The 19798-nt window shown below is 72.9% G+C and carries 15 protein-coding genes; 10 read left to right on the forward strand and 5 right to left on the reverse strand.

Going from position 1 to position 19798, the window contains the following annotated elements; translation table 11 throughout:
• The 8 genes from VMN58_02420 (at position 1) to VMN58_02455 (ending at position 10090) form a co-directional block, all read left to right on the forward strand.
• Positions 1-1254: an ABC transporter ATP-binding protein gene (locus VMN58_02420; GenBank protein ID HUF32048.1), complete on the forward strand. Its 1254-nt coding sequence runs from the start codon at positions 1-3 to the stop codon at positions 1252-1254.
• Positions 1251-2312 carry a hypothetical protein gene (locus VMN58_02425; GenBank protein ID HUF32049.1) on the forward strand — a complete coding sequence of 354 codons (1062 nt, stop codon included), beginning with the start codon at positions 1251-1253 and terminating at the stop codon, positions 2310-2312. Before VMN58_02420 ends, VMN58_02425 begins: the two co-directional genes overlap by 4 nt.
• A gap of 3 nt (positions 2313-2315) precedes the next feature.
• Positions 2316-3398, forward strand: a complete 1083-nt coding sequence (locus tag VMN58_02430; protein HUF32050.1) for a glycosyltransferase — start codon at positions 2316-2318, stop codon at positions 3396-3398.
• Positions 3395-4477 (forward strand): glycosyltransferase family 4 protein, encoded by a 1083-nt coding sequence (locus VMN58_02435; protein HUF32051.1) that lies wholly within the window; start codon positions 3395-3397, stop codon positions 4475-4477. The genes VMN58_02430 and VMN58_02435 overlap by 4 nt, the downstream gene beginning before the upstream one ends.
• The gene (locus tag VMN58_02440; protein HUF32052.1) at positions 4474-5652 is read left to right on the forward strand and encodes a glycosyltransferase family 4 protein; all 1179 of its coding nucleotides are present in this window, start codon (positions 4474-4476) and stop codon (positions 5650-5652) included. Before VMN58_02435 ends, VMN58_02440 begins: the two co-directional genes overlap by 4 nt.
• 83 nt (positions 5653-5735) lie before the next feature.
• Entirely contained in the window at positions 5736-7196 is a 1461-nt protein-coding gene (locus VMN58_02445; protein HUF32053.1) for an N-acetylmuramoyl-L-alanine amidase, read from the forward strand.
• Positions 7193-9070: a S8 family serine peptidase gene (locus VMN58_02450; protein HUF32054.1), complete on the forward strand. Its 1878-nt coding sequence runs from the start codon at positions 7193-7195 to the stop codon at positions 9068-9070. The genes VMN58_02445 and VMN58_02450 overlap by 4 nt, the downstream gene beginning before the upstream one ends.
• Positions 9071-9142: 72 nt before the next feature.
• Positions 9143-10090 (forward strand): GDP-mannose 4,6-dehydratase, encoded by a 948-nt coding sequence (locus VMN58_02455; protein HUF32055.1) that lies wholly within the window; start codon positions 9143-9145, stop codon positions 10088-10090.
• 80 nt (positions 10091-10170) lie between these two features.
• Here the strand turns inward: VMN58_02455 and gmd are convergent, their stop codons facing one another.
• Positions 10171-11154 (reverse strand): GDP-mannose 4,6-dehydratase, encoded by a 984-nt coding sequence (gmd, locus tag VMN58_02460; GenBank protein HUF32056.1) that lies wholly within the window; start codon positions 11152-11154, stop codon positions 10171-10173.
• A gap of 65 nt (positions 11155-11219) precedes the next feature.
• Between gmd and VMN58_02465 the strand changes: the two genes are divergently transcribed.
• Positions 11220-11678: a helix-turn-helix transcriptional regulator gene (locus VMN58_02465; GenBank protein HUF32057.1), complete on the forward strand. Its 459-nt coding sequence runs from the start codon at positions 11220-11222 to the stop codon at positions 11676-11678.
• Between the two features lie 12 nt (positions 11679-11690).
• Here the strand turns inward: VMN58_02465 and VMN58_02470 are convergent, their stop codons facing one another.
• The 3 genes from VMN58_02470 to VMN58_02480 all read right to left on the reverse strand — a co-directional run bounded on the left by VMN58_02470 (position 11691) and on the right by VMN58_02480 (position 17199).
• Positions 11691-13499, reverse strand: a complete 1809-nt coding sequence (locus tag VMN58_02470) for a phosphodiester glycosidase family protein (GenBank protein ID HUF32058.1) — start codon at positions 13497-13499, stop codon at positions 11691-11693.
• Between the two features lie 113 nt (positions 13500-13612).
• The gene (locus VMN58_02475) at positions 13613-16027 is read right to left on the reverse strand and encodes a glycosyltransferase (protein ID HUF32059.1); all 2415 of its coding nucleotides are present in this window, start codon (positions 16025-16027) and stop codon (positions 13613-13615) included.
• Positions 16024-17199: a hypothetical protein gene (locus VMN58_02480; protein ID HUF32060.1), complete on the reverse strand. Its 1176-nt coding sequence runs from the start codon at positions 17197-17199 to the stop codon at positions 16024-16026. The genes VMN58_02475 and VMN58_02480 overlap by 4 nt, the downstream gene beginning before the upstream one ends.
• Positions 17200-17342: 143 nt before the next feature.
• Between VMN58_02480 and VMN58_02485 the strand changes: the two genes are divergently transcribed.
• Positions 17343-19319 carry a SpoIID/LytB domain-containing protein gene (locus VMN58_02485; GenBank protein ID HUF32061.1) on the forward strand — a complete coding sequence of 659 codons (1977 nt, stop codon included), beginning with the start codon at positions 17343-17345 and terminating at the stop codon, positions 19317-19319.
• A gap of 78 nt (positions 19320-19397) precedes the next feature.
• On the opposite strand, the gene VMN58_02490 is transcribed toward VMN58_02485, so the two are convergent.
• Positions 19398-19769, reverse strand: coding sequence for a hypothetical protein (locus tag VMN58_02490; protein ID HUF32062.1), 372 nt, complete (start codon positions 19767-19769; stop codon positions 19398-19400).
• Positions 19770-19798 lie beyond the last annotated feature (29 nt).

Genomic DNA, 19798 nt, shown 5'->3' on the forward strand with positions numbered 1-19798 from the left:
ATGGCGAACGCGATCGAGGTGCGGGGCGTCTCCAAGCGCTTCCGGCTGAACACCGAGCGCCACTCGTCGCTGAAGGAGCGCGTCATCAACATCGGGCGGCGCAAGCCGGCCGAGGAGTTCTGGGCGCTGCGCGACATCGAGTTCGACGTGGAGGAGGGCCACACCGTCGGCCTCCTCGGTCACAACGGGTCGGGGAAGTCCACCCTGTTGAAGTGCACCGGCGGCATCCTCCAGCCCACCACCGGCGAGATCCGCACCCGCGGCCGGCTGGCCTCGCTGCTGGAGCTCGGTGCCGGCTTCCACCCCGACCTCACCGGCCGAGAGAACGTCTACCTCAACGCCTCCATCCTCGGGATGTCACGGCGCGACATCGACATCCGCTTCGACGACATCGTCGGCTTCGCCGAGCTCGAGCAGTTCATCGACCAGCAGGTGAAGCACTACTCGTCGGGCATGTACGTGCGCCTCGGGTTCGCGGTGGCCACCAACGTCGAACCCGACCTCCTGCTCGTCGACGAGGTCCTGGCTGTCGGCGACGAGGCCTTCCAGCGCAAGTGCCTCGACAGGATCAAGACGTTCCAGAAGCAGGGCCGCACCATCGTCTTCGTGACCCACGGCGCTGACCTCGTCCGCCAGCTCTGCGACCGGGCGGTGGTGCTCGACCACGGCCGCCTCGTGATCGAGGGCACGCCGAGCGAGGCGGTGCGGACCTTCCGCGAGCGCCTCCTCCTCGGCGCCACCGAGGCCGCCGAAGGCGCCGACGGCGCGAAGGACGACGCTCCGGCCCACGACCAGCGGGTGCGCATCACCGAGGTCAGCATCGACTACCCCGAGGACGGTCGGCCCTACGTCCGCAACGGCGAACCCCTCACCGTCCGGGTGGCCTACGAGGCCGCCACGGCCGTGCCCGACGCCATCTTCGTCATGTCGCTGCATGGCCAGGACGGCCACATCGTCTACGGGAACAACACCTGGGCGGAGGGCATCCGCCTGCCGCCGCTGAAGGGCGCCGGCGAGATCTCGTTCACCTTCGTGTCGACGCCGCTGCTGGAGGGCACCTACCCGCTCACCGTCGGGGTCCACGGCCTCGAGGGTGGTGTGGTGTTCGACTGGCGTGAGCAACAGCACCACGTCGACGTCATCAACGTCGAGGGCAAGCACACCTGGGGCGTGGTCGACGTGCCCTTCCGCGTGGGCCTCGACAAGATGGCCCTCGCGGCCGGACACACCATCGAGGAGGCGACCCGCCCATGAGCACCGAGACCCCGGCCGGCGACGTGCCGGCGCTCGACCTCGACCGCGTCCGCCGCGAGATCGACGACGAGGTCCGCGCCCGGCGGGCCTCGGGCGACTTCCCGCCCGGCCTCGAGCGCGACCTCGACCTGATCTTCGCCCGCTTCGCCCCCGCCACCACCAGCGGCGACGACCTCGACGGCGTGCTCGAGGCCGCCGACCGCACCTCGTTCGTCAACGTCGACGTCCCCACCGCCTCCAACCTCCCCGGGGTCTCGTTCGTCAAGCGCCTCCTGCGCAAGCTGATGGCCTGGTACCTGCGGTACCTGGCCCAGCAGGTGTCGGTCTTCGCCACCTCCGCCGTCGCCGCACTCAAGCTCCTGGGCCGGCGGGTGGAGGCGCTCGAGGCGGCGTCACCTGGGGCCAACCCCCGGATCCTCGACGAGGGCCGCCACGTCGGCCCCACCGCCGACCCCGCCCCCTTCGCCACCCGGGTGGCCACCGAGATGGGCCGGGTCGGCGGCCGGGTCCTGGTGGCCGAGGTCGGCAGTGGCTCGCTCCTCCGGGACCTGGTGGACGCCGGGGTCGATGCCTACGGGCTCGACCCGGGCCACCACGCCGACCGGATCACCACCACCGGCCTCGAGGTCCGCGACGAGGAGACGGTCGCCCACCTGACCAACGTGGGGGAGGAGGCCCTCGACGGCCTCGTGCTCGCCGGCGGCGTCGACCGCCTCCCGCTGGGCGGCCAGCTGGCGCTGGTCGAGCGCGCCGCCGCGACCCTGGCCGACGGGGCGCTGCTGGTGGTCATCAGCACCACGCCCGCCGCCTGGGCGCAGGCCGTCGACCCCGTCGACGCCGACCTCGCCCCCGGCCGCCCCTTGCACCCCGCCACCTGGCGACACCTGCTCGAGCACCGGGGCTTCACCGACGTCGAGGTCCACGACGGGCCCGCCATCGGCACCCTCGACCGAGTCGACGGACCCGGCGCCGAGGTGCTCAACACCAACCTGGCCCGCATCGAGGCCGCCCTCTTCGGGCCGGCCAGCGTCGCCGTCACCGCCCGCCGCGCCCGCTGAGCGATGCCGCCTGCGGTCCACCAGCTGATCCCGTCGTTCACGCCGCGCTCGGCGGTGGGCAACCACACCCTGCAGGTGCGGGCTCTGCTCCACGAGCTCGGGGTCCGCTCCGAGGTCTACGTCGGCGAGGCCAGCCGCGAGGTGGTCGGCATCTCCCGGCCGTTCCGCGAGTACGAGGGTGCGCCCGGCGACGTGCTGCTGTACCAGGCGTCCACCGGCAGCGCCCTGGCGGACTTCGTCCGGACGAGGGACGAGCGCCTCGTCGTCAACTACCACAACATCACCCCTTCCGCGATGTTCGCCCCGTGGGAGCCCCACGTAGCGGCCGAGCTCGTCGCCGGCCGCCGGCAGGTCGCCGACCTCGCCGCCCGCACCACCATCGCCATCGCCGACTCCTCCTACAACGCCGGCGAGCTCGACGCCTTCGGCTACCGGAACACCACGGTGGTACCGATCCTGCTCGACACCGCCACCTTCGAGCGGGCCGTCGACACCGCCGCCCTCGACCGGCTGCGGTCGGCGGGCGCCAGGGGGGCGACGTGGCTCTTCGTCGGGCGGGTGGCCCCCAACAAGGCCCAGCACGACCTGATGAAGGCGCTGGCGGTGTACCGGCGGACCTACGACCCCCACGCCCGGCTCGTCCTCGTGGGCGGCTCGTCCTCCCACGCCTACTGGACGGCGCTGGAGTCCTACCGCGCCGCCCTGCAGCTCGACGACGCGGTCACCTTCGCCGGCGACGTCACCGACGGCGAGCTGGCGGCCCACTACCGGGCGGCCGACGTCTTCGTGTGCGCCTCTGAGCACGAGGGGTTCTGCGTGCCGCTCCTCGAGGCCATGCACCACGAGCTGCCGATCGTGGCGTACGCGTCGACCGCGGTGCCCGAGACGCTCGGCGACGGCGGCATCTGCATTCCGTCGAAGGCCCCCACCACGTTCGCGGCCGCCGTCCACCGAGTGCTGTCGGACCGGGCGCTGGTCGATGCCCTGGCCGCCGCCGGGCGTGCCCGCTTGGCCGACTTCGCCCTCGACCGGACCCGCGCCGCCTTCGCCGTCGCGCTGGCGCCGGTGCTGGACGGCCAGGGGTGAACACCGGCGCCGTGCACCAGTTCGTGCCCGCCCTCGAGCGGGGGGCGGTGGGCGGTCACCTCCTCGAGGTGCGCCACCTGGCCCGGGAGCTCGGCCTCCGCTCCGAAGCCTTTGCCGAACACGTGCGGCCCGAGATGGCGTCGGTGGGCCACTCCTTCACCGACTACGGCGGGCGGGTCCCGGCACGGCCCGACGACGTCCTGCTCTACCACAGCGCCATCGGCTCGAGCGTGGCCGACTTCGTGCTCCAGCGGCCCGAGCGACTCGCCGTCGACTACCACAACATCACCCCCGAGCGGTTCTTCTCGGCGTGGGAGCCGTCGGTCACCTACGGCCTCAGCTGGGGCCGGTCGCAGCTGGCATCGCTGGCGGCGAGGGCCGAGCTGGGCATCGCCGACAGCGCCCACAACGAGTCCGAGCTCCGCGCCCTGCGGTACCGCCGGACCACGGTGGTCCCGATCCTGCTCGACCTCGAGACCTTCGACGTCGAGGCCGATCCGCGCACCCTCGAAGAGCTGAGCGACGGTGGTGGCGCGGCCTGGCTGTTCGTGGGCCGGGTGGCGCCCAACAAGTGCCACCACGACATCATCAAGGCCTTCGCCGTCCACCGGCGCACCTACGACCCCGCTGCCACCCTGCGCCTGGTGGGTGCCTCGTCGTCCGACACCTACGTCGAGTCCCTGCGGGACTACGTCGCCGCCCTCCAGCTCGACGACGCCGTCCTCATCACCGGGGCGGTGTCGCCCGCCGAGCTGTCGGCCCACTACCGGGCGGCCGACGTGTTCGTGTGCCTCTCCGAGCACGAGGGGTTCTGCGTGCCGCTCCTCGAAGCCATGCACCACGGACTGCCGATCGTGGCGTACGCGTCGACCGCCGTGCCCGAGACCCTCGGGGGCGCCGGGCTGTGCCTGGAGGCCAAGGGCGCCGAGCTGGTCGCCGCCGCCGTCGACCGGGTGGTCCGCGACGGCGAGCTCCGCTGTGGACTCGTTGCCGCCGGTCGGGCCCGCCTGGCCGACTTCGACCTTCGGGTCACCAGGGCGCGGATGACAGCCGCCCTCGAGTCGCTGGTCGGCGCATGAGGGTCGACTTCGTCGTCCCCCGCTACGGCCTCGAGGTGGTGGGCGGCGCCGAGTACGGCGCCCGCATGCTGGCCGAGCGCCTGGTCGAGCTCCGGGGCTGGGACGTCCAGGTGCTCACCACCTGCGCCGTCAGCAGCGACACCTGGGCCGACGAGTACGAGGACGGGACCACCGACATCAACGGCGTCACGGTCCGCCGGTTCCGGTCGCTGGCCGGGCGCGACCCGGGCTTCGACCGCTGGTCCGATCGGGTGCTGGCCGACCCGAGGCGAGCTGCGCCCCGCGACCAGGAGCGCTGGATCGAGCTGCAGGGGCCGGTCAACCCCGACGTCATCGAGGCTGCCCGACGGTCGGACGCAGGGGCGATCGTCTTCTACCCCTACCTGTTCTACCCGACGGTGCACGGCGTCCCGGCGGTGGGCCGGCGGGCGGTCCTCCAGGCGGCGGCGCACGACGAGGCACCGCTGCGGCTCCCGCTGTTCCGCCCGGTCTTCACCGCCGCCGCGGGCCTGGTGTTCCACACCTTCGGCGAACAGGACCTGGTGCAGCGGCTCTTCCCCGTCGCCGCCACCCGCCAGATCGTGCTGGGCCTCGGTGTGGAGGAGGGGCCCGGCGAGGCGGAGCCGGCGCGCGCCGCGCTCGGGATCGGCGACCGCCCCTACCTGGTCTGCGTCGGGCGGGTCGACGACGGCAAGGGCACCCGCATGCTCGTGGAGCTCTTCGCCGCCTACAAGGCCCGCCGGCCCGGGCCGCTGGCGCTGGTGCTGGTCGGGCCGGTGATCGACGAGCCGCCCCGCCACCCCGACGTGATCGTCGCCGGTGGCGTCGACCAGGAGACCAAGTGGGGGGCCATCCGCGGGGCGGTGGCGCTGGTGAACCCGTCGGCCTACGAGTCGTTCTCCATCGTCCTCATCGAAGCGTGGACCGTCGGCGTCCCGGTCCTGGTCAACGCCCGGTGCGCCGCCACCCGGGAGCACTGTGAGCGGTCCGGTGGAGGGCTGTGGTTCGACGGCTACGCCGAGCTGGAGGTGACCCTCGACCGCCTGCTCGCCGACCGGGACCTGCGGAGCAGCCTGGCGGCGAAGGGGCGCGCCTACGTCGACGGGAGCTTCCGCTGGCCGGTGCTCATCGAGCGCTACGCCACCTTCCTCGAAGGTGTTGCCGCCCACGGGTGACCGCTGGCCGTGACGGCGCGCAAACTAGCCTCTCCGGGGACGGCGCCCGCAGGTGCTCGAACGCGTGTGCCAGGAGGGCGGCGGTGGGACGGGACGAGCACGACGAGACAGGCAGGAGGGACGCCGGCCTGCTCGGCCGTCGCTCGCTGCTCGGTGGCGTCGTGGCAGGTGGCGCGCTGGCGCTGGTCGGCCCCGGGCCGCTACGCCCGTTCGCCCGCGCCTCGACCGTCAACGCCGTCCTCACCGGGCCGGTGGAGACCACCTCCGCCCCGCCCCTCCCGCGGATCATCACCCGGGCCGAGTGGGGGGCCGACGAGTCGCTCCGAAGCGGCAGCCGGAGCTTCGCCACCCTCCGCAAGGCCTTCGTGCACCACACCGACATCAAGACGGTGCCCGACCCGGCCGCCCACATGCGCGCCGTCTACCGGTTCCACACCGAGGGCAGGGGATGGTCCGACATCGGCTACAACTTCGGCGTCGACGCCGCCGGGCGGATCTACGAGGGCCGGTGGGCCCGCGCCTACGCCACGGGCGAGCCCCACACCGGTGAGGACACCGCCGGTCGTGGGGTCATCGGCGCTCATGCCGCCGGCTTCAACACCGGCTCGTTCGGCATCGCCCTCCTCGGCGACTTCCAAGGCGAGGGCCGGTCGCCGACCGCCGATGCACGCCGCGCCATGGCCGACCTGATCGCCTGGAAGTTCGCCCGCAACGACCTCGACGCTCACGCCGACGACCCCTACGAGCTGCCCGACGGCTCGGGGACCGTGACGTTCCCCAACATCGCCGGCCACCGCGACGTCGGGCAGACCTCCTGTCCGGGCAGCGACATGTACCCGCTGATGCCGCAGCTGCGGGACCACGTCGCCGACCGGCTCCTCCGCGGGCTCGTCGGCTACCGCGTCCTCGGCAGCGACGGGTCGTTCTCGACCTTCGGGCGCACCCCGACCTTCGGCAGCACCGCCGACATCGGCGACCTGCCCCGGTCGGGGATCGACGGCCGGCCGGTGGGCGGGGCCGCCGGCACCGCCTCGGGGTTCGGTGCCTGGGTGGTCGGGCCCGACGGCGGCATCTACTCCTTCGGCGACGCCCGCTTCTTCGGCTCCATGGGCGGCACCCGCCTCAACAAGCCCATCGTGGGCATGGCCACCACGGTGACGGGCAACGGGTACTGGATGGTCGCCACCGACGGCGGGATCTTCAGCTTCGGCGACGCCCGCTTCTTCGGCAGCACCGGCAACATCGTGCTCTTCCAGCCGATCGTGGGGATGGCGGCGGCGCCGTCCGGCAACGGCTACTGGATGGTTGCCCGAGACGGCGGGGTCTTCGCCTTCGGTGTCGCTCCCTTCCTCGGCAACCCCATCGGGCGCCCGGGCTTCACCGGTCCGGCGCGCTCCATCGCCGCCACGCCGTCGGGCCAGGGCTACTGGGTCCTCGACAGCGCCGGTCGCGTCCACGCCTTCGGTGACGCCCCCGGCTTCGGTGGCGGGATCGTCGCCGGCGCCCGCCCGGCGGTCGACCTCGTGCCCATCGTCCGCCCGTGAGCGATCGAGTCCGCTCCGTGCGCAACCACCTCTCCTCAGCTGGCCTCGCCGGACTCCTGCTCGCCGTCTTGCTGGTGGTGGCGCCGAGCGCGGCGAGCGCCGACCCGGTGGCCCACGACGACCCCGCGTTGGCCGGGGCCGCCGGTCGCCTCGTGGTGCGCCTCGACACGCCGGCAGGGCCGGCCGAGCGCGCCGCCGCTGCGGCACGCCTCGGCGGGCGGGCCGCCATGGTCGTGGCCGACGACACCTTCGTCGTCGAGCTCGACGCCGGGACGGTCGGTGCCAAGGTCCGACAGGCCCGCGCCGACCCGGGGGTGGTCTGGGCCGAGCCCGACTCGGTCTACCGCAGCGCCCGGCTGCCCGACGACGAGTGCTTCCCCGGCTGCGACCAGCTCACCCGGGGCCAGACCGAGCTCGGGTCCGTCGGGGCGCCCGATGCCTGGAACACGACCACGGGCTCGAGCAGCGTGGTGGTGGCGGTGCTCGACACGCCCGCCAACGTCGACCACCCCGACCTGAGCGGCAAGGTGGAGCGCGGCCCCGTCTTCACCGACCCCGGCCGCACGTGCTTCAACGCCACCGAGGCGAGCCACGGCACCGCCGTCGCCGGGCTGGTGGGCGCGCGCACCAACAACACCACGGGGATGTCCTCGCTCGGCTGGCGCACGTCGGTGGTGTCGGTGGGGGTCCTCGACAATTGCGGGGAGGGCCGGGCAAGCGAGATCGCCGCCGGGATCCGCTGGTCGGCCGACCACGGTGCCCGGGTCATCAACCTGTCGCTGGTGGGTGGAGCCAACAGTGCCCTCGACGACGCCGTCACCTACGCCCGGGCCTCGGGTGTGCTCGTGGTGGCCGCTGCCGGCAACGAGGGTGGCACGACGCCGCGCTACCCGGCGGCCTACCCCGGTGTGGTGGGGGTCGGCGCCACCGACAACGCCGGCACCGCCATCGCCTCCTTCTCCAACACCGGCACCTGGGTCGAGGTGGTCGCCCCCGGTGTCGGCATCTTCTCCACCTCCACCCTCACCGGCGGCTACCACGTCTACGACGGCACCTCGTTCGCCTCCCCACTCGTGGCCGCCTCGGCCGCCCTCGTGCTGGCGCACCGGCCCGAGCTCGGCGCCGACGACCTGGCACGGCGCATCTCCTGGTCGGCGGTGCGCATCCCCGGCTCGGGGACGCGTGTGGCGTCGGGCCGCCTCGACGCCGCCGGAGCCCTCGTCGACCCGCCCGCGGCCTATCGCACGGCGGCCAGCGACGGCGCCGTCTACGCCCTCGGCGAGGCCTCGTATCGGGGAGCCGCCAACTCGGCGCCGCTGAACCGGCCGATCGTCGGCTCCGCGGTGACGCCCTCGCCCCAGGTCGGCGGCGCCGGCAAGGGCGGCGGCTACTGGCTCGTGGCCAGCGACGGTGGGATCTTCAACTTCGGCGACGCCGGCTTCTACGGGTCGACGGGGGCGAAGCAGCTGAACAAGCCGATCGTGGGGATGGCGCCGACGCCGACCGGCCGGGGGTACTGGCTGGTGGCCAGCGACGGTGGGATCTTCACCTTCGGCGACGCCGCGTTCTTCGGCAGCACCGGGAGCCTCACCCTGAACCAGCCGATCGTGGGGATGTCGGCCCACCGGGACAGCGGCTACTGGCTCGTGGCCAGCGACGGTGGCATCTTCACCTTCGGCAGCGCCCCCTTCCACGGCTCATCGGCGGGGCAGTTGCCGGCCCCGGTCGTGGGGATGTCGCCCACCCGCGCCGGTGACGGCTACTGGATCGCCACCAGCGCCGGTCACGTCACGGCCTACGGCGCTGCCCTCGACGCCGGCGGGGCCGAGGGCATCGTCAACGCCCCCATCGTCGCCATCAGCGCCGCCTCGTAGTCGAGCGGCGGCGGGGCCCGTCGTCGATCGGAGCCTTGGCGCTTTCGGGGGGGTTGGTCGGGTCGCCGTAGCATGGCTGCTCATGCCTGCCGTGCCGACCGACCGACCCACCGCGTGAAGGCGCTCATCACCGGTGCCGGGGGGTTCGTCGGGGGCTACCTCACCGATCACCTCGAGGCCAGCGGCGACGAGGTGGTCGGCTCCGACTCCGAGGTCGACATCACCGACGGCGAGGCGATCCGACGGCTGATCACCGGGGAAGCCCCCGATGTCGTGTACCACCTGGCCGCCGCCAGCCACGTTGGCAGCTCGTGGTCGGCACCCGTCGAGGTGCTGCGGGTCAACGCCGAGGGGACGCTCAACGTCCTCCTTGCGTGCAGCGAGGCCGAGGTCGACCGCGTGTTGGTGGTCGGCAGCGCCGAGGAGTACGGCCTGGTCGCGCCCGACCAGCTACCGCTGGCCGAGACGGCACCGCTGCGGCCGGTCAGCCCGTACGGAGCCTCCAAGGTGGCAGCGGAGCACCTCGCCCTCCAGGCCCACCTCGGCCGGGGGCTCGGCACGATCATGGCCCGGCCGTTCAACCACCTCGGCCCCGGTCAGTCGGACCGGCTCGTGGCGTCGACCCTCGCCCACCAGGTCGCCCGCAACGAGGCCGACGGCACCGACGTGATCCTCGCCGGCGACCTCAGCCCCCGGCGCGACTTCACCGACGTCCGCGACGTCGTGCGCGCCTACCGGCTGCTGGTTGAGCGGGGCGAGCCGGGCGAGGTCTACAACGTGTGCTCGGGCGAGGACCTGCCGGTGCGCGAGGTGGCCGAGCAGCTCATCGGCCTGTCGGGCCGAGAGATGCGCATCGAGCTCGATCCCGAGCGCCTCCGTCCGGTCGACCTCCCCGCCCTCCGCGGCGACAACTCCAAGCTCCGGGCGGCCACCGGCTGGACGCCGGAGATCCCCCTCTCGAAGACGCTCACCGATCTCCTCGAGTGGTGGCGGGCGCGCGTGGCCGAGGGCGAGGGGTAGCCCCGCCGGCACTCAGGCGTTCTGGCACCAGAAGCGCGCTGGTGGACAGCGCGTTGCTGGTGCCAGAACGAGTGGATGGCTCAGCTGATGCCACGCAGCTTGCCCGACAGGAGGTCGAGGTCGGCGTCGACCATCATCCGGACGAGGTCGGGGAACGACGTCTGGAGCTTCCAACCGAGCACCTCGCGGGCCTTGGTGGGATCGCCGACGAGCAGGTCGACCTCGGCGGGGCGCATGAAGCGCTCGTCCATGACGACGTAGTCGTTGTAGTCGAGCCCGACGTGGGAGAACGCCACCTCGCAGAACTCGCGCACCGAATGGGTCTCGCCGGTGGCGACCACGAAGTCGTCGGGCTCGTCCTGCTGGAGCATCCGCCACATGGCCTCGACGTAGTCGCCGGCGAAGCCCCAGTCGCGCTGGGCCTCGAGGTTCCCGAGGCGCAGCTCGTCGGTCATCCCGAGCTTGATCTGGGCAACGTGGTTGGTGATCTTGCGCGTCACGAACTCCAACCCGCGCCGGGGGCTTTCATGGTTGAACAAGATCCCGGAGCTGGCGTGGAGGTCGTAGGACTCCCGGTAGTTGATGGTGATCCAGTGCCCGTAGAGCTTGGCCACGCCGTAGGGGGAGCGGGGGTAGAACGGGGTCGACTCCACCTGGGGGACGGCCTGGACCTTGCCGAACATCTCGCTGGAGCTGGCCTGGTAGAAGCGGATGCCCGGGTCGACGATTCGCACCGCGTCGAGGATCCGGGTGACGCCGAGGCCGGTGATCTCGCCGGTGAGCACCGGCTGGCCGAACGAGGTCTGCACGAACGACTGGGCGGCGAGGTTGTAGACCTCGGCCGGGCGGTGCTCGCGGAGGATGTTGATCATCGAGACCTCGTCGAGGAGGTCGCCAGGGACGCTGGTGATCTTGTCCTGGAGGTGGGCGATGCGCTCGAAGTTGACCGTGCTCGACCGGCGGACCATGCCGATGACCTCGTAGCCCTTGTCGAGCAGCAGCTCGGCGAGGTAGGACCCGTCCTGGCCGGTGATGCCGGTGATGAGCGCGCGCTTCGTCGTCATGGCACGAGTCTGGTCGCTCGCCCCAGTGTTGTCTGCCAACTGGGTTGGCACGCGACGATGGTGGGGTGGAGGAGCACCTCGGCCGGCGCATCGCCGCCCTGCGAGCCAAGCGCGGCTGGACCCAGCAGCTGCTGGCCGACCGGCTGGCCGTCTCGCGCGTCGCCATCTCCCACCTGGAGGCGGGGATGAGCTGGCCCGGAGAGCGCACCGTCGCCCTGCTGGCCGGGGTGTTCAAGCTCGAGCCCCACGAGCTGGTGGCCGGCACCTCCTACCCCAAGGCCAAGGCCGACCGGCTCCCGCTCGTCACCGCCCGCTACACCCAGGTGGAGCAGGCCCTCGAGCTCCTCGCGGCCGATCTGGCGTGGCTGGCGCGCACCGGTGGCGCCTTCGACCGCCAGGTGCTCCTCGAGTGGGATGCCCGGTTGCTCGCCCTCGTCGGCGAGGCCCGCGATCCCGAGGAGCGGGGGCTGGTGGAGGTCGCCCGCCGCCGGGTGCGGTCCCTCCTCGACGCCGCCCTGGCCTGACCCGACGGTCCTCTACGGGACCGCACTCCGTTCGACCGTTCCCTCCTCCACCAGGAGGTCGAGGAGCCGGGCGAGGAACGACGCCATCTGCTCCCGCTGGACGTGCCCGGCGGGTCCGTACAGGTGGGGGTGCTCACGGCCGCCGGTGATGCCGGCGAAGGCGAGGGCGTTGATGGCGGGCTCGTGGACGTCGTTGGCGTCGTCGGCGAAGTAGTCCGCCGTCGGCGCCAGCGTGAGGCCGCCGCGGTGCTCGTGGGCCCGCACGAGCAGTGACGCCATCTGGGCCCGGGTGACGGGAGCCTCCGGCCCGTAGGTGCCGTCGGATCGCCCGCCGATCACGCCGGCGGCGGCGAGTCGGTTGATGGCGTCGCGGTGGACGGTGTGGCTGATGTCGGGGTAGCGATCATCGGTGGCGGCGGGCAACGAGCCGCCGGTCCGCTCGATCATCCGGGCGAGGAAGGTTGCCATCTGGCCTCGATCGAGGCGCACGCCCGGTGAGTAGCGGCCGGGGCTGGTGCCGGTGGTGAGCGCCCAGCGCACGACGCAGTCGATGGCGTCCCTGTGGGGGCTGGACTCGACGACGTCGGTGAAGTCGCTCGACGAGCCGCCAGGCGGGCAGGCGTCGTCGGTCGACCGCACGGAGGCGGTGGCGACCGTGCCGGGGACGGGCAGGAGCACCAGCGCCGTGGTCACCGGCCGCTCGACCCGGCCGGGGTCGCTCGGGCGGTTCACCACCCGGCTGTTGACGACGAAGGTGGTGGAACCGCCTCCGTCGAGGTTGAGGGCCTCGACCGCTCCGAGGGCGATCAGCAGATCGGCCGCCTCGCTCAGGGGCATGCCCTCGCTGTGGCCGGGCTGGCGGCCGTCGACGGTGACGAGCAGCAGCTCACCCGACGCCGTCCACCCCACCACGGTGCGGGGGTGGCGACCGCGGGTGAAGGTGTCGGGGTTGTCGGGGAACCATCGGTGCGCGTCCCGTACGAGGGTCGGTGAGCCGCCGAGCATCTCGACCACGTCGCCGGGGTCGACGGTGACGGTGGCCTGCCGTTCGCCGCTGCTGGTCACCTGGTGCCAGAGGGCCTGGATGGCGTCGGCGCCACGCCCGTGGCCGGAGAGGACGACCTGGTTGGGCTGGATCGGCGTGTTGCCGGGCACCCGCAGCTCGGCGATGTGCACCGGGGTCCCGCCGGCGGCCCGGCCCCACGGGCCGCCCTGCAGCTCGAGGACCAGCTCCCGGCCGTGGTCGTTGGTAAGGGTGGAGGGTCCGAAGCGGGGGGTGTAGAGCACCAGCGAATCGGCGACGCGCGGCCGGTTGACGCGGTCGATCGTGATCGCCTCGGTGCCGGCCGGGGCGAGGATGAGGTCGAAGGTGGGGTCGTGGGTGATCGACGGCCGGCTCTGGCCGTCGAGCGAGAACAGGCCCATGCGGATGCCCGACGTTCGGATCACCTCGCCGTCGGCCACGACCGGCCCGACGGCCCCCAGGCCGTCGTGCTCGGTGTAGTCGCCGTTGACCGCCACCAGGCACCGGACGCGCAGGCACATCGACGACGTGGTCTCCGTCCGCTGCGTCCCGGCCACCTGGTCGTGGGCGGTCATCACCCGCAGCCGACCGGCCAGCTCGGGGGCGATGCGGGCCACGTGCACGTCCTGGGCGGCGGGGTGGTCGAGGCGGATGTGCCAGTGCATGGCCCCGGTGTCGACGTGGTTGCGGGCGCGGAGCTGCCAGCCGTGGGGGACGGCCTCGCCCGCGGCCTGAGCCGGTGCCCGGGCGCCGGACGTCAGCCCGGCCGCGACGACGAGGGTCGCCAGCGCGGCCACCTGCCACGCCCGCAGCCGCCCCGATCGCCCGCTTCCGCCTGGTTGCACACCGTTCGATCGGCAGATCAGGAGCCGTGATGAAGGGTTGGTCGGCGACAGGACCCGTGAACCCGTCAGGGCAGTGAGGCCACCAGCTCGAGGAGGCGGTCGGCGACGTCGTCGAGGGTCCAGGACTCGGCGTATCGGCGTCCGGCCTCGTCCAGGGAGGCGAGGCGGGCGGGGTCGGCCAGGAGGCGCACCAGGTGTCGGCCCAGCGCCGCTGCGCCCACGTCGTGGGCGACCAGGTCGACGGTGCCCTCGGGCAGCTCGGTGGCCGACGCCGCGTTGGTGACGACCGGAGTGCCGGCGGCCAGGCAGTCGAGCACGGCGGCCGAGCTCTCCCCGTTGGTGCCCAGTCGCAGCTGCACGGCGCAGGTGACCTCGGCCAGCCAGCGCTCGTACTCGACGCCCCCGACGTGGCCGGTGATGGTGACCGCGGCCGTCACGCCCGCCGCGTCGGCCAGCTGCTCGAGGTGGGAGCGGTAGACGTCGTCGACCGGGCCGACCAGCACCAGGCGGGCCCCGGGGGCGGCGGCCAGCACCGTGCGCAGGGCGGTGATGAGCATCTCCACGCCCTTCACCGGGGCCACCATCCCGAAGCAGGCGACCACCGGCGCCGATGCGGGTGCCCGACCCCCGGGGGCTCCGCTGGGGACGGGTGGGGCCCCGAGGGGGACGACCCACGTCGGTGTCGAGGCTGCATCGGGCTGCTGGTCGAGCCGCAGGATCCGGTCGGCCACCTTCGAGCTGACGATCACGCCGCGCGCCTGGTCCACCAGCTCCTTCGACAGGCCGAGCCCGGCGTGGAGGAACGGGATGGTGATGGCGTCGGACACCGGCCCCTCGACGCCCGACGGCAACCGCCTCCGGTACTGGCGGAGCAGGCGCTCGCGGATGAAGGCATCGCCCGACCCGGCGGGCACCCGCTCGCGTGCGTACGTCAGGTAGAGCCCGGGGAGTCGCACGTCGTGCATCCAGAGGATCCCCGGGAGCTCCTGGGCCAGGTCGTAGAGGTCGTGGTGGTCGTCGCTGTTGCCGACGGTGTAGACGATGGCGTCGTACGACCACGGGTTGGCGGTGCGACCGAGCGCCCGCACCGGGAACCACCCGGCGTCGAGGGCGTCGAGGCCGGCGGGGCGCCGGGTCGGGGAGAAGACGTCGAGCTCGCAGCGGTGAGCCAGCACCGGCGCCAGGCGCCCGTTGTAGTCGGCGATGCCCGACCGCACCGGCGGCATGGGTCCGACCAGGGCGATGCGAACCGGTGCGCTGGCACTCGCCCACCCCCCGGGCGGGGGCCGCAGCGAGGCGAGTCGGCTGCCCACGGCGGCGACGGTCCGCTCGGCCACCGCCTCCCACGTCAAGGTCGGCACGCGCGCCGCCCCTCGTGCCGTCAGCTCGTCCCGGAAGCCCTCATCGGCCAGGCCGCGGTCGATGGCGCCCGCCATCTCGTCGACGTCGGTGGGGTCGAAGGTGGAGCCGTCCCAGTCGAGGACCTCCGGCATGGACGACGTCGACGACGTGATCGCCGGGCAGCCGCACGCGATGGCCTCGGCCACGGGCAGCCCGAAGCCCTCGTAGAGCGGGGGGAAGACGAAGAGGTCAGCGCTGCGGTAGAGGGCGCGCAGCACCTCGTCGGAGATCCAGCCGATCACGACGAGGTCGCCCTCGGCCAGGCCGGCGACGCGTGCGAGCTCGTGCCAGGCCTCCAGCGTGGCGTCGTCGACGTCGGAGCGGACCACCAGCTGGCGGCGCCCACGGGTGGAGGGGGGCACCCGACCCCATGCTTCGATGAGGCGTTCGCTGTTCTTGCGGGGGTCGCCGCCGGCCAAGGTGAAGACGAAGGGGGCGCGGACCTCGGGCAGGTGGCGGGCGAGGGTGGCGAGCGGGTCGTCGTCGGCGGTGGCGGGGGAGAAGTAGGCCGAGACACCCGCTCCCACGCTCACGACCCGGTCGGGTGCCAGCCCGAGGTGCTCGATGGCGTCGCGGCGGGTGTGCTGCGAGATGGTCAGCGTGAGGTCGGCCGAGGCCAGCCACTCGACCCGGGCCCGGTAGCGGCGCTCGAAGCGCCGGTCGACGAGGTAGCGCTCGGCGTGCAGCAGCGGGATCAGGTCGTACAGCGTGGTGATGAGGGGGAGGGAGGCCGAGACGACGTGCGGGGGGACGTCGGCCTCCACCCACGGTGAGATCTCGAACGGGGACATGGCGTGGTACGCCAGCGGCTCCGGCGAGCGCCTGGCTGCCCGGCGGAGCTCGGACATGGTGCTCCACGCCAGCTCGGGCGCGGTCAGCAGATCCTCGTCGAGGTGCTTCGGGAACGGCTGGCTGGGGTTCAACAGCAGCGCCTCCACGACGCCGAGGCGCCGCAGGGCACGGGCCTGCTCCTTGGTGTAACGAGCGACCCCGCGGTCGGCGTGCACCGGGCTCTGGGTCGCCTGCAGGTCGAGGGCGAGCCGGTGCTCGAGCCCCCCCGGACCGTGGGCGTCGCTCACGTCGGCGGCGTTGCCCGGAGCAGCACCACGCCGCGGGTGCCGTCGTCCCAGCGCGAGGACGGCGGCGGCCCGTCACCACCGACGGGCTCCCAGGTGGCCGGTCCGGTCTGGGCGCAGGTGCGGCGGTCGACGATCGTCCAGCCCTCGAAGAGGGTGACGAGGTGGGCCTCGTCGTACACGCGCTGTTGCTCGCCGCGCTCCCAGCGGCCGTAGGGAGCAGTGAAGGTGAGCTCGCCTCCGGGTCGGAGCCACTGCCCGAACAAGGAGAGGATCGTGTGGTCGAGGTCGCCGTCGGTGGGCTCCTCGTCGTAGGCGCCGAGGCCGACGTGCTCGAGGGCCGAGATGCACAGCACCGCGTCGAGCGGGCGCGGGGGCCCGGCCCAGCGTTCGATTGGCCCCGTGACGGCGGTGATGCCGGGGTGGGCGAAGGGGTGGGGCCGGAGATCGGCGGCGAGGACCTCGAGGCCGAGCGACGCCAGCGACAGGGCGATGGTCGACTCGGCGGCACCGAAGTCGAGGACGAGCGACCCGGTCGGGAGGCCCGCCACCGCGGCGAAGGCGTAGGGGATCTCGACGATGCGCTCGTTGACCTCGTTGGTGCGCACCGAGCCGGGTTCGTGGAGGACGGTGACCGGGGGGTTGAACCAGACCGCGGCCTGTCCCGAGGGACTGGTGTGGCCTCCCGCCCAGTTGAGCAGCGTGGCCAGGCCCGGCCCCATGGCATCGAGGTCGGTGCCGACGAGCTCACCGGCGACCCGGTCGGCGGCGGCGGGGACCATCCGGACGAGCAGTCGCGCCAGCTCGAGGTCGGCCTCGGCATCACCGGCCGCCGAGCGGCCGATCAGCGCGGGCAGGGTCGGCTCCTGCGGGGCCAGGATGCGCAGGAGGCCGTCCATCTCCTGGCGGAGCAGCTCGCTCGTCCGGCGGATCGTCACCATCGCCTCGGTCGCCACCTGCACGTCGACATCGACACTGCCCTGCATGGCGGTGACCCGCTCCTGGATGTCGGCGACCCGGTCCTCGACGCGATCGACCCGCCGGTCGATCCGCGGACCGATCTGGTGCTCGACGACCTCGTCGAGGTGACGGTGGACGTCGGTGGTCCGCTCGTCGACGTGGGTCCTCACCGGGCCGGTGACCCGGCGCGACAGGCGATCGAGCAGACCCCGCACTCCTACCACTGCACCGTCCAACGGTTCGGCTCCTGGGACGCCGCATCGTAGGCCAGCTGGGCGGCGACGCATCGCCCTCGGCCTGCGGTCGGCCGGCCCGAGGTGCGGTCGGGGGGTGAGAGGCGAGCGGTAGCGTCTGAGCCGTGCTCACACGATCTGCTCCCGGTTGCGGCCGGAAATCGCGTCTGCGGCGCACCGCACTCGTTGCCCTGCTCCTGGCGGTGACCGCCCTCCCGTCACTGGCCCGCACGGCTCCCGCCGAGGCCCAGGTGGGCGCCGAGGTGGGGTTCGAGGGCAGGGGATGGGGCCACGGCCGCGGCCTCGGGCAGTACGGCTCGCTCGGCTACGCCCTCGGCCAGGACCGCACCTACGACTGGATCCTCGACCACTTCTACGGCGGGACGACCAAGGGCACCCAGGCCGACGCCCCCATCTCGGTGCGCCTGAGCGAGCACGACGGCAAGGACATGATCGTCACCTCCGGCGCGGCGTTCACCGTGGGCGGGGAGGCGGGCATCCAGCGCCCGCCGGGCAGCGCGGCGCGGGTGCGCCGCACGGCCGACGGCACCTGGGCCATCGACGCCGGGCCGGGCACGACCGAGGCAGGCGACCCCTGCGCCGGCCCCTGGGAGGAGGCCCTGGCCGGCATCGATGCCACCCAGCGCCCCGAGGCCAAGCTGGTGGTGCCCTACGCCGGCGACGACGTCGGGCTCATGATCCAGGTCTGCGGGGCCAACCTCCGCCACTACCGCGGCTCGGTGATGGCCCTGGCCATCGACGGCGTCACCCGCGTCGTCAACCACGTCGCCATGGAGCAGTACCTGCGTGGGGTCGTGCCCCGCGAGTCGCCGGCCTCGTGGGGCGACCTCGGTGGCGGCAAGGGCATGGAGCAGCTCAAGTCCCAGGCGGTGGCCGCCCGCTCCTACGCCTGGGGCGAGAACCGCCACGCGCTGTTCAAGACCTGCGACACCACCGCGTGCCAGGTCTACGGCGGGGCCGGCCTCAACGGCGTGCGCATCGAGCACGCCAACACCGACCAGGCGCTGGCGGCCACCGGGGGGGAGGTCCGCCTCCACACGTCCGGGACGAACGCCGGCAAGGTCGCCCGCACCGAGTTCTCGTCGTCGACCGGCGGGCACACCGCCGGCGGCACGTTCCCCGCCGTGGTCGACGAGGGCGACGGCTACCTGGTGAACGGCAAGCCCCTCAACCCGAACCACACCTGGAGCACCACGGTCGCGGTGGCCAAGATCGAGGAGGCCTTCCCCACCATCGGCGACTTCCAGAGCATCCGGGTGCTGAAGCGCAACGGCCTGGGCGCCGACGGCGGCCGGGTGGTCGAGGTGGCGGTCAACGGCTCTACGGCGTCGGTGACCGTCAGCGGGCTGGCCTTCCGGTCGGCCCTCCAGCTCAAGTCCGACTGGTTCACGGTGGTGACGCCCACCTACGACCCCGTCCCCACCTCGCGCGACACGAGCCTGTTCGCCTGCCCGCCGCCCGACGTCCCCGACTCGGGCTTCGTCGACATCGCCGAGAACACCTTCGAGGACGAGATCGAGTGCCTGCGCTGGTACCTCATCGCCGCCGGGGGCCCCGGCGGACGGCCGGCGGATCAGTACGCGCCGACGCTGGCCGTGAGCCGGGCCCAGATGGCGACGTTCGTCGTCCGCATGCTCGACCACATCGACGGCGCGCTGCTGGAGCCCTACGACGGCACCAACCGCTTCACCGACGTCCCCGACGACAGCCCGCACGTCGAGTCGATCAACCGCCTGGCCGGAGCGGGGATCGTCTCGGGCGGAGCCGGTGGGGGACCGGCCACGTCCTTCTCGCCGGACGTCGACGTCTCGCGAGCCCAGATGGCCAGCTTCATGGCGAGGAGCCTGAAGGCGGTCACCGGCAACGCGGTGTGCGCCGTCGCGCAGGACTTCTTCGCCGACGACGGTGGCGACGTCCACGAGAACTGCATCAACGGTCTCGCCGCCCTGGCCATCGTCGGGGGCACCGGTCCGCAGCAATACAGCCCGGGCCTGCCGGTCACCAGGGCCCAGCTGTCAGCCTTCGTGATGCGAACCGTCGACCTCCTGGTGGAGGCAGGCAAGACCAGCCCGCCAGCGTAAAGATACGACGAAGGCCGGGTCCGTGGGGGAACGGACCCGGCCTTCGAAGAGGATCTCCCGGCGTCGCCGGGAGTGGGATCAGGCGCCGACGAGCTGGCGCAGCTGGCCCTGGGCGTCCTTGGCCACGGTGCGGGCCTGGCCGAAGACCTCGCCGGCCTGCTCGGGCAGGCGGCCCTGCAGCTCGTCCAGGTAACGCTCGAGCTTGGTCTCGAAGGTGGCGATGGCCGCCTCGACCTGGCCCTGGAGGCCCTCGAAGCGCTCCTCGGCGATCTTCACGCGCTCCTCGACGGTGCCGCTGAGGCGCTCGAAGCCGGCCTTGGGGTCGACCTCGATGTCGGAGAGGCGCTTCTGGATCTCCTGGCGCTGGACCTGGGCCTTCTGGAAGGCGATGACACCGGCGCCGACGGTGATGTAGGCGGCGTCCTTGAGTACGGTGGTGACGTCGTTCATGGTTGCTCCTGGGGGTGGGGGGCAGATCG

The sequence above is a fragment of the Acidimicrobiales bacterium genome (assembly GCA_035512495.1).
GTDB lineage: Bacteria > Actinomycetota > Acidimicrobiia > Acidimicrobiales > CADCSY01 > DATKDW01.